Origin of the sequence: Candidatus Kirkpatrickella diaphorinae, from assembly GCF_025736875.1 — a bacterium.
Taxonomy (GTDB): domain Bacteria; phylum Pseudomonadota; class Alphaproteobacteria; order Acetobacterales; family Acetobacteraceae; genus Sorlinia; species Sorlinia diaphorinae.
Genome location: NZ_CP107052.1, coordinates 395,824 through 412,327 on the forward strand (window position 1 = coordinate 395,824; position 16,504 = coordinate 412,327).

The 16,504-nt window shown below is 54.2% G+C and carries 9 protein-coding genes and 1 CRISPR repeat array; of the genes, 4 read left to right on the plus strand and 5 right to left on the minus strand.

The window, feature by feature from the left end:
• The first annotated feature begins 17 nt into the window (after positions 1 to 17).
• From hmpA to N5W20_RS01795, 4 genes are all read left to right on the plus strand, one after another.
• Entirely contained in the window at positions 18 to 1,223 is a 1,206-nt protein-coding gene (gene hmpA, locus N5W20_RS01780) for an NO-inducible flavohemoprotein (protein WP_319807221.1), read from the plus strand.
• A 487-nt stretch (positions 1,224 to 1,710) separates the two neighbouring features.
• Positions 1,711 to 3,552: an autotransporter domain-containing protein gene (locus tag N5W20_RS01785; protein WP_319807222.1), complete on the plus strand. Its 1,842-nt coding sequence runs from the start codon at positions 1,711 to 1,713 to the stop codon at positions 3,550 to 3,552.
• 558 nt (positions 3,553 to 4,110) lie between these two features.
• Positions 4,111 to 5,334, plus strand: a complete 1,224-nt coding sequence (locus N5W20_RS01790) for a class-III pyridoxal-phosphate-dependent aminotransferase (RefSeq protein ID WP_319807223.1) — start codon at positions 4,111 to 4,113, stop codon at positions 5,332 to 5,334.
• Positions 5,335 to 5,360: 26 nt separating this feature from the next.
• Positions 5,361 to 6,413 carry a zinc-dependent alcohol dehydrogenase gene (locus N5W20_RS01795; protein ID WP_319807224.1) on the plus strand — a complete coding sequence of 351 codons (1,053 nt, stop codon included), beginning with the start codon at positions 5,361 to 5,363 and terminating at the stop codon, positions 6,411 to 6,413.
• A gap of 1,088 nt (positions 6,414 to 7,501) precedes the next feature.
• Positions 7,502 to 9,187: direct repeats of the CRISPR family, unit length 36 nt; unit sequence GCCGTGGTTTCCCTGCCGATTTGCCCGTGGTAGGCT.
• Positions 9,188 to 9,245: 58 nt separating this feature from the next.
• Here the strand turns inward: N5W20_RS01795 and cas2 are convergent.
• From cas2 to N5W20_RS01820, 5 genes are all read right to left on the minus strand, one after another.
• A complete protein-coding gene (cas2, locus tag N5W20_RS01800; RefSeq protein ID WP_319807225.1) occupies positions 9,246 to 9,575 on the minus strand; it encodes a CRISPR-associated endonuclease Cas2 in 330 nt (109 codons plus the stop codon).
• A 6-nt stretch (positions 9,576 to 9,581) separates the two neighbouring features.
• The gene (gene cas1 / locus N5W20_RS01805; RefSeq protein WP_319807226.1) at positions 9,582 to 10,478 is read right to left on the minus strand and encodes a type II CRISPR-associated endonuclease Cas1; all 897 of its coding nucleotides are present in this window, start codon (positions 10,476 to 10,478) and stop codon (positions 9,582 to 9,584) included.
• Positions 10,436 to 13,603, minus strand: a complete 3,168-nt coding sequence (gene cas9 / locus N5W20_RS01810; protein ID WP_319807227.1) for a type II CRISPR RNA-guided endonuclease Cas9 — start codon at positions 13,601 to 13,603, stop codon at positions 10,436 to 10,438. Before cas9 ends, cas1 begins: the two co-directional genes overlap by 43 nt.
• A gap of 424 nt (positions 13,604 to 14,027) precedes the next feature.
• A complete protein-coding gene (locus N5W20_RS01815) occupies positions 14,028 to 15,209 on the minus strand; it encodes a pyridoxal-phosphate-dependent aminotransferase family protein (RefSeq protein WP_319807228.1) in 1,182 nt (393 codons plus the stop codon).
• Positions 15,202 to 16,491, minus strand: coding sequence for an allantoate amidohydrolase (locus N5W20_RS01820; RefSeq protein WP_319807229.1), 1,290 nt, complete (start codon positions 16,489 to 16,491; stop codon positions 15,202 to 15,204). The genes N5W20_RS01815 and N5W20_RS01820 overlap by 8 nt, the downstream gene beginning before the upstream one ends.
• Positions 16,492 to 16,504 lie beyond the last annotated feature (13 nt).

The window sequence follows — 16,504 nt, forward strand, 5'->3', positions numbered from 1 at the left end:
TCTTATGAGGCCTTATCATGAACGCTTCCCTCGACGAAAAGACCCGCGCAATCCTCACAGCGTGCCTGCCCGTATTGGAGGCAGATGGGATGCGTATCATCAAGGAAATGTATGCGCGTCTTCTCGTTAAACAGGAAATACGAGACCTCTTCAATATGTCTCATCAGGAGGATGGTCGGCAGATCGAAGCGTTAGCCTACGCTTTGAAGGCATTCACGCGCCATATTGACGATCTTTCGGAACTGAAAAATATGGTGGAGCGGATCGCTGAGAAACATGTCGGTTTAAATATCCGCCCGCGCCATTATCCTTTCGTTGCGGATGCTTTGCTTGGTGCGCTAGCCGATATACTGGGTGACAGGGCGACATCCGAGATCATGGAGGCGTGGGGCAAGGCTTATTGGTTTCTCGCGCATATTCTCATGGATCGCGAAGCACAGATATATCACGCAAAGGAGGTGGCTCCGGGCAGTTGGACGGGATGGCGGTCCTTCACGGTGCGTGCGTGCGTCAAAGAGAGTGATCTCGTCATGTCCCTGATTCTGGCGCCAAGCGATGGGCGTCCGATTATGCGACATCAGCCCGGCCAATATTTGAGCATCCATCTCGATATACCCAGCCACGGTGTCGCGCTGCGTCATTACAGCATTTCCTCAGACCCCGGTCATGAGACTTACCGGATCAGCGTGCGGCGTGCCTATAAGGGCCTGGCTTCATCATGGCTGCATGAAAAAGCGCGTCCGGGCATGCTGTTACAAGTGTCGGCGCCGTCGGGCGATTTCACTTTAGTCGAACCCATGCCGAAATCCATCATCCTGCTGAGTGCCGGGATCGGGCTGACCCCGATGATGTCAATGCTGGGCGCACTTTCTGACGCGCAGACGCGGCGTCCCGTCCATTATATCCACGTCACCCGGTCTCCCGAAACTGAAGTGTTCGCTGAGGATATTCCGAGACATGCGCAAAGCGGGAAAATACGTGCCGATATATTTTACAGCCGGTCGAAGCCCAACCGCATTGATGGTGCTGTCAGACGTCATGCCGGGCGTCTTTCACCAGACTGGCTGAAGGACCAGATTGACCCCGAGGCCACCTGTTATATTTGTGGCCCTGATAAGTTCGTGCACGACATGGTCTGTATCCTGCGTGCGTGCGGCCTGCCGAAAAGTCGGATCCGGTATGAATTTTTCGGGTTAGCGAGCGTCGAGGATCTCGTTGCCTGAAATTTGGTCATAAAGCGAGCCGGGCGGCCAACTGAGCGTTTCGCCGCAAGCCTCATGCGCGCTGCGAGAAAAAGCGGGCCGCATGGGCACGGCGTTTCACTTAACAGATCTCAAGAGGTTGCGGCGCCAGGTCTTCACGAGCAGGTCGTGGCGAACAGGGCTTGATCATCCGATATTCCCACAATCCTGTGAGGAGAAATACGCAGGAAAGTCACCTTTGTGCTGGCATAAAATCGGACGTTCCTAAGGATCATGATGCAATGTGACGGATATGTGGAAGTAAATGAGCTAACAAAACACAAATATATTTGCATAATGAAAATAAAGTTTAATTATAAATAATAAGAAGTATTTATCTTGCTGAAAATCTTTTTATAAATTGTTCATTTACTATTAACAATTCCTTACCCCATTTTCGCCGGGATTTCGTGCCGCGTCTACGTACCGGTCACATTTATTTTATGACGAATGGGAGCATCAGGAATTCATGCGGGTCAGGGTCAATTTAAGCGCGGGGCTGCTATCAACGATGATCGTCAGTGCAGCAACGGCTGCACCGCAATTTGATCGCGTTGTCGCGTTTGGCGATAGTTACGCCGATAGTGGCAATGCGCGCACCTTCTTCATTGACCGGGGGCTCGGCAGATTATTCAGCTCCACCATCTATCCGACAGGACGTTTCTCAGGCGGCACAAACTTCGTCGATACGATGGCCAGGGATTATAATGCGACGGAAGTCAATTACGCCGTCGGTGGTGCCCGGGCCGATGCAGGCAATGTCGCCGCGAATGGCGTGCTGTCAGGCTTCAAGCAGCAATGGCAGGGTTTCACACGCGGGGGTGCAATGTATGCGGCCGGTCAGGCTGTCGTGATCCCGTCCGGTGGGGCGCAATTCTCACCCGATGACCTCGTACTTCTCTCCGTCGGGGGAAATGACGCACGTGGTTACCGCATTTCAGCGGGTGCCAGTAATATCGGCGCCATCGCCGCGGCCCGCCAATCGGCAATGGCCGCAAATGCCGGGCTTGATGCGCTTGTTTCACGCGGACTCAAGCATCTCGTCTGGGTATCCGGGGATGTCGGGCAACTGCCTGAAGTCATGGGCAATAAGCAGGGTGCTTCCATCGGCACGGCTTTCAGCACCACTTATAACGCGCAGATGCAGGGCGCCCTTGCGGGCGTTGCACGCAATGGTGTGCAGGTCGCCTATGTCGACATTACCTCGGTCGCGATGACCATCCGCAACCGCCCTGGATTGTTCGGCATCACGAACACGACGGCGCCCTGCCCGATCAGTTGTATCGGGAACAGCGCCGAGCAGGCGAAATATCTGTTTTACGTTGACGGCCTCCACATGACCTCTGCCGGTTTTGCGGCCGTCGCGCGTTATGCTGAAAACCAGCTCGCGGCCCCTTACGCCATGCGCGCCATCGGGGACGCGCCCCGTCTCGCGGCTGAGCAATTCGGCCAATCCCTCAATAACCGCGCCGATCTGCAACGTAACGGAAACCGCAAGCATGGCGTGTCCGTATTCGGCAACTTCACGGCGGGGCATCAGTCTTTTCATGAGACGGGCGATTCCAATGGCTATGCCGATAATCAGCATGGCGGGATTGGCGGCGTGGAATATGGCGCCAAATTTGGTACGTTGGGCGCGGCCTTTGCTTACACGGATAGCCGCGTCACCGGCGACAATGCTGATCGCACACTGGCAAGAAGTTACCAGTTCGGCGGTTATGGCACGTATGAGCGCAGCGCCTTTTTCGCGCAGGGTTATGCCGGTTATGGATGGCATCACCTTGATATGCGGCGCACCGGTGTCGCCGCGCCGTTGACCGCCACCCCGAATGCGCAGAGTGTTATTGCCGGTGGGCGCGTCGGCTATCTGTCGTCGCTGGCTCTGGTCAAACTCGGCCCGGTTGCCGGGCTTGACTATGCTTTTTCAAGCCTGAGCAGTTATCGAGAAACGGGCGATACAGCCGCGGCCCTGAATATTCGCAATCAGAATTCAGAGACACTGGTCGGTTCGGCAGGGCTTGAAATGCGCGGCCAGATTTTCAACCGCTTTGTGCCGTGGCTCCGGGCAACGGCGCGGAAAGACTTTATGAGTGGCGGCCGCACCCTTTCCTACGCGCCCGCCGTTGCGCCGGGCATCGTCAATGACTTTGCGCTGGCGGGGCAGTCACACCGCGTTTACGGCGCCGTTGAAGGCGGATTATCGACGGAATTGGTGCATGGATTTGCCGTGCAATTCTCGGGGCGGACGACATTCGGACGGGAAAACGGTAATAACACCACGGGCCTCGTCGGCGTGCAGCTCGTTTTCTAAGCCGCCTAACTTTTACATTTGGCAGCGCGTGGTCATCCCGATGGCTCGCGCTGTTTTTATTTTCAGGATCACAAATTAAGCCAGTCGGGTGGATCGGCACCCTATCCCAGCAATGCCCGGGAAAATTGACATCCGTCGGTTTCCGACTTCAACCGCCATCTCCGACGCGAACATGACCCGTGACCCCGGAACGTCCTGTCACGCGTCACAAAACTTCCCCCGAAAGCGGGGCGCCGGGTTCTACCCAGCGATGTGGCAGAGCATCGTTTGTCGGCCAAAAAATACCGTCTCTTAAAGTCTCGAAATGACGTGATGTCACCGCGACGGACGTTCCTCCGCTGCGCCTGATTGCCGCATGAAGAGATTCGTAAATATTACGAAATATATTGTAATAAAAAGCCATATAATAAACTATGTTTCACAATGACTTGTAAAAAAAATGAAATTAAAAAAAGAAATATTTGACAGACCCCATTGCGCCCATTCTAGAAGCCTCGCTATAGCGGAAGAGGTCATCACCTATTTTTAAGCTATAGATTTAATTTCTGGAGTGGTTATATGGATCATGACTTGGATTATATTTTAAGAAGATTTCGAGGAGATGGATCTTATCTTTACATAGATGGAAAAAAGTTTATAGATGCTGCATCCGGGACGTTTAATCTCCCTCTCGGATACACAAATGAGGCGATCGGGACGCGCCTCAAAGCGCAGATTGATCGGGGATGTCATCTCAGTTCGACCTACACGCTTGAGATGTCGAAAGTCATTCTCCAACGTTTACGCAAATATCTTCCGGAATACCTGTCCCGGATCTGGCTGCGCGATGTTTCCGGCTCAAGCGCGGTGGAATGTGCGATCCGGATGGCACAGAAGTGCACCGGTCGGTCCGGGGTGATATCGCTTTATCTGGCGCATCATGGCCAGTCTCTCGCGACCGCGCAGATCTCCGGCAATGCGTTTCGCATCAGGGATTTCAAGGTTGACGTCCCCGGCTCTGTCAAAATCCCGATACCGCCCAGTGTGCTCGCCGGTGATACGTCATCATGCAGCGCGCGTGACTTCACCGACCTTGATCAGTTGCTTGAAATGGGGACGAGTAACAATGTCGCCTGCATGATCGTCGAGCCGATACTCGGAAATGGCGGAAATATCGTCTTGTCGCAGGCTTTTTACGAACATATTCGCGCCTTCTGCCGTCGCCACGATGTTATTCTGATTGCCGATGAAGTGCAGACCTGTTTCGGGCGGACCGGGTCTTTCTTCGCCTCATCAGGATACGCGCGTGCGCTGGACCCGGACATACTTGTTTTCGCAAAAGGGGCGACCGGGATCGGGATACCGATTGGTGGTGTCTGCATGCGGCCCGAGCTGGATGTGCTGGCTTTTTATGAGCATTCCAGCACGTGCGGCGCCAACCCCCTCTCCCTCATCGCGATGGATGAGACAATCAGTGTTATCGAGGATCAGAAAATACTGGAAAATGTAAGGGAAAATGAGCCCTTCATCCGCAATGCGCTCCTGGACCTTCAATCCCGATATCATTGCGTCTCCGACGTGCGCGGGCTGGGCTACATGTATGGTTTCGACACGCCCTCCATCGAATTCGCTGCGGAACTCATCAAAATTGCGGACCGGAATGGACTGATCATTCGCGGCGCGCGTTACGGCCGCAGCACGGCCATCAAGATAAGACCACCTTTGATCTGTAAAAAGGAAGAATTAGAAGAGATCATCGATAAGCTTGAAAAATCTCTTCATGAAATTTGTTGCGTTCAATAACAAAAGAAAAATCGGAAAATAATATTATGCAGGCTCTCAAATATCATGGCCCGTGGACGGCCTCTATCGATACCACCCCGGACCTTCACTGCATGGAAGCGGATGACATCATCGTCAGCATCAAATTCTGCGGCATATGCGGGACGGATATCGGCATACTCACCGGTGAGTACGCCGTTGCGCGGCGGGGCGTCACATTGGGGCATGAAGCCTCCGGCATCATTGAAAGCATCGGGCCGTCAGTGCGAAATTTTTCGGTGGGTGACCGTGTTGTCATCAACCCCACATATGCATGCCGACAATGCCGCCCCTGCTATACGGGCAACGAAAATCATTGCTCGCAAAAGGAGGGCACGGAGGCCGGCGTTTCCTATGATGGCGCTTTTGCCACAAAATATCGCGCGAAAGGGCAGTTTCTACGGAAGTTGGATGCGCATGTTTCGTTTGAGGAAGCGGCACTGACGGAGCCTCTGAGTTGCACCATTACAGGCGTGGATAAGCTCAATATTCGCAATAACGCCATTCGGGCCGTCGTCATCGGGGCAGGGCCGATGGGCATTCTTTATAGCTGGTCACTCTACAATATCGGGGTGAGTGTGGTGATGATCGAGAATAATGCCCACCGTCATCAATATGCCAGGAAGATCCTCCCCGGCTCTGCACACTTATTTTTCGATTTTCGTGAGGCGATGAAAAATCTCTACGGAAAAGACGATCAGAAAGTGGATGTCGTCGTCGACACGTCAGGGGCTCTGACTGAAATTGTCCTGCCTTACCTCAGTGCAGGGGGTAAAATCCTGACGGTCGCACTTAAAAATTACCACGCCAACATCCCGACGATGGAAATCGCTGATAAAAGCCTTTCCATCATCGGCTCGATCGACTCTCTCAATAATAGTTTTGAACGCGCTCATTGCGCAATTCGTGACCGGCGCATCCCGGCGGACAAGATGATCAGTCATATTTTTCCGCTGAAGGATTTCAAGTCCGCTTTTGCCGTGCTCGGCTGTGATCTCGAACAAGGTGAGCTCACCCCGCCTTCTGAACCGAACTGTAAGATCCTGCTGAAGATTGCCTGATCGCGCGGGCCAAGATGGGTGATGAGACATGCGACAGCGTGTTTGGCATTCGGCCACGGGCTTTGTCGCGTGTCTCTCGGGACGGGATGCATCAGGATCCCGCCCCGGAATCGTGTCGCGGCGCAATGCGCAAATTTATGGACGATATGGGCTAACCCTGATGAAATTAGGATGACGTGAGATTAATGCTCAGGGAAATCTGCCATAATCGCCTTTGAGACATTTGACTTTCTGACCCGTGATATTCTGAATTCTATATTTAACATCTCCGAAAAATCCTAATTCAAGTCGCTTTGCTTTATGGAAAAGCCACTGCCTTTTATTGGACAGGTGATTATCGACGCTTATGACTCCCCATTTTTTCGCCGGGCTCTCCAGGACGTATACTGTGATAGTAACATTTTCCGGGCTGAATTTTTAGCAGACGAAGTCGAAGCCCCAGTGTGGATTCCAAGATGTGTCGACGATCTGAACTTCGTCTTTTTCAAACTCTTATTTCCCCTCGTGGATGTAGGCGTAAGAGGGGCTCGCGGAGAGGAGGGAGATAACTGTCGCCGCAACGACATTATTGATTTTGAGCATCTTAAATCCTTACGATTATTTATTTTTCTTCGATTTTTGTATTTGAAATAAACGAATATGTGAGCTTGCTTCAGGGTTCTCTAACGTCTCGCGCTCTCGAACGTCCAATTCGTCCGATCTGACGCGTCGCCAGGACAAGTCGTCTCGGGATGAGCCGGATTTCAGGACAAATTGGCAGGTGAGGCGTTTTGATTCGGGAAGATTTTTCTCAATGCGTTTGGGATGGTTCGAGAAGAAGGTCAATTTTGCAATAATCTGCTTGAACCCACCTTTTCATGCTTAAGAATACAGGGATTCTACCCGTGGATACGGGGTAATTCAATATTATATTTATTTTTACAGCATGTACAGTTCTTGAAATTTACTTTTGATCACCTTTTTCTTTGCGTCGGTCCAATAGTGTAAGGCGCTGAAATGCTGAGCATCGGATGAGCAAGCGTCGAAGCTGGCGCGGATTGATTTGCCCGTGGTAGGCTTCCGTCCTCAATATGGGCGTGATGTGGACGGCCGTGGTTTCCCTGCCGATTTGCCCGTGGTAGGCTTTCCCCCCCGCGTGGGACACCTGCGCGGTTGCCGTGGTTTCCCTGCCGATTTGCCCGTGGTAGGCTCGAAAAGCCCTGTACTGTGCGTTCAATTCTGCCGTGGTTTCCCTGCCGATTTGCCCGTGGTAGGCTTAATGTGACCTCATTATCTGAGAAAGTCAGGCCGTGGTTTCCCTGCCGATTTGCCCGTGGTAGGCTAGTGCCACAAGACCGCTTGTGAACAGCTTAGCCGTGGTTTCCCTGCCGATTTGCCCGTGGTAGGCTGTCCACCGCACCAGATCAGTGGACTCCCAAGCCGTGGTTTCCCTGCCGATTTGCCCGTGGTAGGCTTGATTACCTGACATTCACGGATGATAATAAGCCGTGGTTTCCCTGCCGATTTGCCCGTGGTAGGCTTGAGGTCCTTGGGGTCCAGTGTCACCCTTGGCCGTGGTTTCCCTGCCGATTTGCCCGTGGTAGGCTTTATCACCACGGGTAATCGTAATGCCTCCAGCCGTGGTTTCCCTGCCGATTTGCCCGTGGTAGGCTTGCAGGTGGGTGCAGGCGGTGCGCCGGATCGCCGTGGTTTCCCTGCCGATTTGCCCGTGGTAGGCTTGGCACGCGTTTGAAATGACATGACGGAGTGCCGTGGTTTCCCTGCCGATTTGCCCGTGGTAGGCTTCGACATGATGTTTACTTACACGGAATAGGGCCGTGGTTTCCCTGCCGATTTGCCCGTGGTAGGCTTCAACCTCACTGCGAATAATGCGACTTGAAGCCGTGGTTTCCCTGCCGATTTGCCCGTGGTAGGCTTCGCCCACCCAACTATTCAGATCTGGAATGGCCGTGGTTTCCCTGCCGATTTGCCCGTGGTAGGCTGAGACGGTGATCCCGTTCCAGATAAAGTGGGCCGTGGTTTCCCTGCCGATTTGCCCGTGGTAGGCTACGCAGTATGGTGCGTTCATTGACGGAAAAGCCGTGGTTTCCCTGCCGATTTGCCCGTGGTAGGCTCAGACGCATAGGTAATGTCGTCATGATGCCGCCGTGGTTTCCCTGCCGATTTGCCCGTGGTAGGCTGTGAGGTCAGTTGAGGATTTCTATATCGGAGCCGTGGTTTCCCTGCCGATTTGCCCGTGGTAGGCTAGTCACTCATCTCTGTCATATCCAGAATGGGCCGTGGTTTCCCTGCCGATTTGCCCGTGGTAGGCTTGCTTTTCTGAGTTAGCTCGGACAGCCCCCGCCGTGGTTTCCCTGCCGATTTGCCCGTGGTAGGCTGTCCATTCATCCTCATCAGCGTCTTTACATGCCGTGGTTTCCCTGCCGATTTGCCCGTGGTAGGCTGAAACAGTTATTCCGTTCCAGACAAAATGAGCCGTGGTTTCCCTGCCGATTTGCCCGTGGTAGGCTACGGCTTGAAGAACACCCGGATCACCCTTAGCCGTGGTTTCCCTGCCGATTTGCCCGTGGTAGGCTGTCAGGACGTGGAAATACGTCCCGAAGATGGCCGTGGTTTCCCTGCCGATTTGCCCGTGGTAGGCTTTTCTCCATCAATGACATTCATCATGAGGAGCCGTGGTTTCCCTGCCGATTTGCCCGTGGTAGGCTTCTGCACTGTTAATTTTACTGATAACAATCGCCGTGGTTTCCCTGCCGATTTGCCCGTGGTAGGCTACCTTGGCTATAAGTCTTTGAAATTGCTGTGATTTCCGCGCTTTTAACCGCGCGGAAATCACAGCAAAACCATCTGAGAGGCGCCGACTCGTTCAGTTTTTGGCGCAAGGCCAAGCATGAGTTCCATGCGTCCATATTGCTTGTCCGTTATCTGAAGCGTCCGCACGCTCCCTTCCTTGGGCAATTGAAGGCGGACTCGCTTCGTGTGTTTCTCAACAGCATCCTGCCCGCGACAGATGCGCGCATAAACGGAATATTGCAGCATCATAAAACCGTCATCTCTGAGGAAATTCCGGAAACGCGTTGCGCCTCTTCGTTGCTCCTTGGATTTGACGGGCAAGTCGAAAAACACCATCAGCCACATAAAGCGGATATCCTCGGCCTTCATCGCGCGTCAGCGGGCCTTCATGGCCCATTGCGGCACTTGCAGGAGGGCCGCGCTGTTGAATTCCATGGCGCGGACCATCGCCATGGCGACATGTTCCGTCGCGGCGAGGATCGTCATTTTCTCCTTGCCGATCACGGCCGTTTTGGTAAGGACGCCACTCATGAAGCGTCGGTCTTCGACAGTCATCTCATCACGGTCTCCCTCCGGCACACGCTCACGCGCCATTTTGTCCACGAAGGGGCGGAAAGGTTCGATCAAATCATCAATGAGGTTAAAGGCATTTGTTCGGGACGCGTGATGCACGCCAAATGCGGGCAGAAGCCCGGAGGCGACGCAGGCACGCGCGATGGCCGCGCGCACAACGGCATAACCGTAATTTAAAAGCGCATTGCGTCGGTCCGTCTCATTCCCCCGTGTAAAATCCGTAAACAGGTCAGACCAGTAAATGCGCGCCGCCTGCGCTTCCAGATTATCAGGATCACCGGAATGAACACGTTCCGCCATGGAAAATAGAGCTTCCGCATAGCGTCCTTCAAGCTGTGAGAGGAGGCCCGCCTGATTGCGGATTTTCGCGACGACGAGATTTTGCCAGAGACGCTTTTTGAGAGGCTGGCTGATGTTGATCTGCGTCTGGGCAATATGGGCCTGGGCATGGTGCTGATGGAAGGAGAGGAGGACGCCAGCCGGGTGGTGCCGCCCATCCGGCACAATCATCGCGACGCCAGCCTCTGCAAGGGCGGAAAGGAGGGTGCCTGTCACGCTGACTTGCGGGGTATCGAGGATGAGCCAGGCAACATCCTCGATGGCCAGAGACACCTCACCATCATCCTGTGCGACGATGAGTTGATTGTCCCGAAAATTCAGTCGAGCGGGTTGCGAGATGTGCACGCCTCTCCATGCCATGTACGGACCTCTTTTTTAACTTCTGCGCAAGTTCCGTAACGGTCTACACTATATTTAGTAAAGTTAGCGAGGGTCTTCACGCCAATTCCTCTATTTATTTCTGTAGGATCCCGGTTTGAAATGAGAGCTATAGCGCCTACGGCTCTATCGAGTCCCGCGAAATAACCTTCGATCACCGTTCCATTTGCTTTAACGGCTTTAACATAGCTTCGAGGGTATAGACTGAAGCGAAAACAATGCTCTGATCCCATCTCCGTCCATTCCGACTCATCCTTAGCTTGGATAACAGCCCGCATGGGCGGCTGGGGCCAGGCTTTCTTATTCATCACCTGATGGGGGTAGATGGGCACCAGGAACCATTCGACTTTGCCTTTTTTATTGGGTTTGCTGAAGACGTCCACGCGCACCATCTCGCCGCGATCCGCCGAGCCACCCCGAACCGGCACGGCAGGTTTGTTCCGCGAGGCAAGACGCACCTTATTGACGACATACCCATTCGGCATACGCGGCATGCGATCAGGTTCCGTCGGTTTGCCGGCGGCGATCCATTCTCTCAGCACTTCAATGAGGCGTGCGTTTTTCTCGGGGTCCTTGATCATAGCCAGATCGGCTTCTTTGAGAGCGGTGACCGCTTTCCGTTCATAGACGATTTGTTTTTCGTCACGTGTTTTGACTTGTCGGATTGTCGCGGCATGACCTTCACCACGCGCGCGGCGACGCTCAGGACGTGCGACGAAGAGTTCGTCATAGGCCTCTAAAACGTGCCTGCGAAAATTCCCCCAAGGTAATTCAACGTTGCGAAGAGGGCGGCCCCAGCCTTGTTGTTCCCATTCCTGGTAAGATTGTGTCAGACTTTGCACTTGCGCTTCATTGACGGCCGCAACGACCAACGCGTCAAGCGCGTGGTGGCGGTCGTCGCTCACCCGTTTTCCATCGATCTTTTTGAGCGCCTCAAGTCCCCAGGCATGTCGAAGCGCGGATGTCAGCGCGCCGGGGCGTGTATAGACGCGCCGGATGCCACCTTTTTCCTTCCGCTGACCTTGGGGGTAAAAATATTCAACGGCGCCCGCCAAAGCGCGCGCTGCGTAACGCGTATCATTGAGATTTCTCTCTCTAAACTTTTTCTGGGCCTCTTCAGCGTTTTTCAACAGGTAGTTACGCTTTTTGAAGCCTCGAAGCTCTTTATTCGTCTCGATCCTCTGCTGAAACGTTTTCCACCTCTCCGACTCATTCTCCCCTCCCAGCCACTCATAGGGCGTTTTATTTTTTTTCTCCTGATTAGCGCTGGCGTAGCACAGGGTCTTATTTTTATAGCTGTCATCACCAAAGCGCGACCAGGGAAGGATGTGGTCTACCTGCACGGTTTTATTGTCGGGCCTGACGAGGATGATGGGTATCTCCTTGCCCGAATAAAGGCATCTCCCACCCTGTTCCTTCCAAAGCCGATATCTAAGAAGGGTGTCGCCATTGACGTCGGATAAACCGAGTGAGGTGCGCGCCTCATTGCGTTCCCTCTCACGCTGGGCCGTGGTGTCTTTGACCCCTTTTTCCAATTCTCGCCTTTTTTCGAGACTATTCCCCACATCCCGGGCCAGTTCGATATTGATCGAACCGGGAAGGCCCCAGCGATTGCGCATGGCCCATAATTGCTTCATCCCCTCCGTCAGCGCTTTGCGCGCGATCGGGTTGGCGATGCTACCCCCGACTTCCGCAACCAGCTCATTGAACTGGGCTTTAGACGCGACAGCGTCACGGTCAGAAAAAAGGCGCGAAGCCGCGTGGTCATATCCGGCCATTTTGCAGGCCGCGTCATAACGAAGGCCCTTCGCAAGATGCGGTATTAAATGACGACACGCTTTGGCGGATATATGCCCGACCCCTCTAAATTTGGCGAAGAGACCTTCATCCAGAGCCGTCTGGAGCTTGTCGAAGACGGGTTGGCTCAAATTGAGTTTCTCAAGCTCCGCGATAATATTCTTGCGTGTCTCGTAAAAGGTTAAAATTTGAGCGATGGCATCAAGCTGCTCAGGGTGCGCCTGCATCACGCCCCATAGTTCCGCGCCCAATGCCTTGCGCAGGGTGGCTGTGCCCGGCAGTGCATCGCCCGTGCGCACAGCAATATCCTGCCCTTCATCTTCAGCTTTGATGTTCGCAAAAAACTCGTCGGGTGAGAGGCCGATAAGGCTCCGTACCTTTTTAACCGACAATTTTGCGGTTTTGCCGAGATCGGCCGTTACACGCTGTAATTCCTCAACCGTGAAAGGGCGCTCTTCTTTCAACCGCACGATGCGAAGATTGACCAGCCGTGTCAGCAGGCGAAATTTTTCGAAAGAGGGGGCGAGCTTGGAGGTGCGTTTTTTAGATGGCTCGAAATGGCACATCCCCACTAATCTTTCGCTGTCCTGCAGCGGAAGTTGAAAGAAGGCGATGTCCGTGAAGGCTTTTTGCAATTCCGGTGTCGCGTGTTTCTGTCCTAAGCGTCGTTGAGCTTTAAATAATGCGTCAACTTCAAACTCCAGATCATCGCGTCCCACGGTGCGATCATAAACGCCGTCCCGATTTCGGCGGCGCTCCTTATATTCAGGGTCGACAAAGAACATTTTGCCGACCGTCTGGTATTTCGCCAGTTTTCCTCTGGTTGTCTCCAGCTCCTTGAGCATCTTCTGGTCGTCACCAACAGCGTTTGCCGATTTATTTTTGGCGGCGGATTTAAAGCCTCGTCGTTTAGCGATGTGGGAGAGCGCTGCGGCAAATTCGAAAGGGCTGAGAAGCTGATCCAAACCATTTGCCCTGGCCGCCCACGGGTCAAATTTAGGGCGTCTCAGCGCATCGCTGTCAGAGGAGGGGAGGAGGCCCTTCGCATGGAATAAGCGACGGATTTCCGCCATGCGGTTGCGTCGACGTCGGATCACTCTCCTCAAAAGGCGATTGGCACGACGAATCTGGTTGGTCGGCCTGCGCTCCTTATCCGTTTCCGGCACGTCAAAGCACCAGCTGCCCCAACCTTCAATGACGCCATCGTCAAGCTTGCCCTTCGGACGCCGAAGTACTGCCCAGCCGCAAGACCCTATCCCGAGATCGATCCCAAAGGACAATTCTTCATCAATCGCATTTTTTTCTGACATATTGCTTGACCTTTATTCGTCGTTGTGGCCTAATACACTTGGCAAATCGGCAGGGAATCCACGGTAACAGAGTTACCTAAATTTCTCTGTGAAGGATTATCCCTCGTTGGGCAACCAACGGGGGAGATTCCTTTTTTAAGCATCCAAAAAAACCAATAATCATGATGTCTTTATGCCTTGAGTGTATCTTCACTTCTATTTTTCTTACCTCAGTTTTGCCCCGCGTCAAAGGGCCTCAGCCTGAACGAATATTGTTGAAATCCGCGTTCGATTTGTCGTCGCCAAATCTCATCAGACTTCTGCGCAGCGTTCATGTCAGAGGGATTGATGCGAGCGCGTGTTGCCAAAACGCAAAATGCCCCGGTCAAATGTCAGGCAGCGACGTGACGCCGCTGCCGTTGAACTGCCTTATCCGTCGCAATTTTTACTTGAGACATGTCTCCAGGGCGGCGAGCACCCGGCGCACATTGGATAAATGGGCGTTATGACCCATGGCCCCGATGCGCCAGATTTTACCGGCCAGCGGGCCGAAAGCCGTGCCAATTTCAATGCCATGCTCATCACGCATGCGTGTGCGCACCGTCTCATCATCAAGGTGCGCCGGCACGTAAATCCCCGTCACGTTCGTCATGCGCGTCGCCGAATGTCCGTATAATTTAAGGCCGAGCGCTTCGACACCGCGCACCATTTCGGCCTTGCATTCACGATGTCGGGCAAAACGTGCTTCCAGCCCTTCCTTTAGCGCCACGCGTGCGCACTCCCGTGAGGCATAAAGCATCGAAGTGGCTTCCGTATGGTGGTTGAGCCGCCGGTCTGACCAATATTGCATGATCATCGCAAGGTCGAAATAATTTGACCGGATAAAGGGACGGGCGCCCGCAGCTGAGTCCTTGGTTTTGAGGCCCAATTCCACCTTCCTGCGTGAAAAGATGAACTCCGCCGCACGGTCGGAAATCGTGATCGGGGCGCTGCCGGGCGGGCCGCCCATACATTTCTGCAGTCCGGATGAAACGACGTCGATTTCCCATCCATCTGTTTCAACGGCCATACCGCCCAACGTGGCGGTCGCGTCGACATAGGAAATCACCCCATATTTTTTGCAGAGGGCGCCCACCCCTTCAAGAGGTTGTGCGGTTGTCGTGGAAGTATCGCCATGGATACAGGCGAAAACGGCGGGTTTGACGGCTTTGATGGCCTCTTCAATTTGGGCGAGCGTCGCGACCTCACCCCATGGCAGGTCGATCAAATGGATCTCAGCATCAATCCGCTCACAAATCTCCGAAAGCAGCAGCCCGAAACGCCCGGCCTGCAGGATGAGAACGCGCGCGCCCGGCTCAAGGAGGGAGGTAAGGGCGGCCTCAATCCCGGCGCGGGCGGAGCCATTCACGAGAAACGTCCATTTATTTTTAGTTCTGAAGACCTCGCGATAGAGCGCCATCGTCTCATTCATATATTGCGTCATTTCCGGGTCGAACTGGCCCAGCACATCGGCGCTCATGGCGCGAAGAACACGCGGGTGAACATTCGCCGGGCCCGGCCCCATTAAAAGCCGCGTCGGGGGGTCAATATCACTGAAATAAGGCTGATTTGAACGCGAATTAACCATTGTTAAAAAGCTCCAGTCTCTCAATAAAGCGTCGCATCGTCTCAAGCGCGAGGGCGACGTCCCCTGCCCGAACGGCTTCCGCCGGGTTATGGCTAATTCCTTTTTCGCAACGGATGAAAACCATGGAAATGGGGGCGATGGCGGCCACATTCATGCCGTCATGCCCTGCCTGGCTTACAAGGAAGGGTAGGGGGGCACCCGTGACGTCCTGCCCTGATTCAGCAAGGATATTGGATAATGTCGGGTCACATGTGGCGCCGGGCAGATTGTGACGTTCTTCAAATTTCATGGTGATGTGGCGACGTTCAGCAATGGCTTGCAGCGTCTCCAGCAGCGTTGCCGCGACGCTGTCGCGGGTTTCACGGTGGGCCGCGCGCAGATCAATACTGAACGTAACTTCCCCCGCGACGATATTGGTGGCCGGGCCTGTATCCGTCGTGAAAGCGCCACATGTCGCGACGAGGTCATCCGGGCCGCCCTGCGCAATCTTTTCAATGGCCAGCATCATTTCCGCCGCGGCTGACAGGGCGTCACGCCGCGTCTTCATGGATGAGCCGGCATGGGCGGCCTGGCCGGTCAGCGTGACGTAAAAGCGGGACTGCGCCGCAATTGAACTGACGACAGCGAGGGGAAGATCCTGCTCATATAAATAAGGTGCCTGCTCAATATGTGGTTCAAGATAACCGATCAGCGTCTTTGGCGCGCGCCGCGCCGATGCAAAATGATTGGGCTCGATATCCCATTCAGCGAGGGCCTCCGCGATGGACATGCCATCCGGGTCTCGCGCATCCAGGGCGCGGGGTGGCAGTAAACCGGCAAGAGCGCGTGAGCCCAGCATATAAGTGGGAAAGCGTGACCCTTCCTCATCTCCGAAACCCATCACCTCCAGCGCAAAGGGGAAGCGCCGTCCCTCTTTGTGAAATGAGTCGACAAGTTCGATCCCGAGCATGACGCCGAGCATTCCGTCATAATGGCCTGCATCCCGCACGCTATCGATATGGGAGCCGATCATGAAAGCGGGCGCATGGGGCGTGAGGCCCTCATAGCGGCCTAAGATGTTACAGGCTGGGTCAAAAGCCGCATCCATTCCCGCTTCGCGCATCCATTCCAGGATGCGTGTGGCGCTGGCCTCGAAGCCCTGGCCGAGAAACGGGCGGAACAGCCCTGTTTTATGGTCACTATAGGGCCAGCGCCCCAGAAAGTCGCATCGGGCAATCGCGCGCGCGCCGCCCGACGTTGAGAGGAGCAGGTCAATACCATCTGGCGCTTGATGATCCGTCATTATCGGGCCCGTT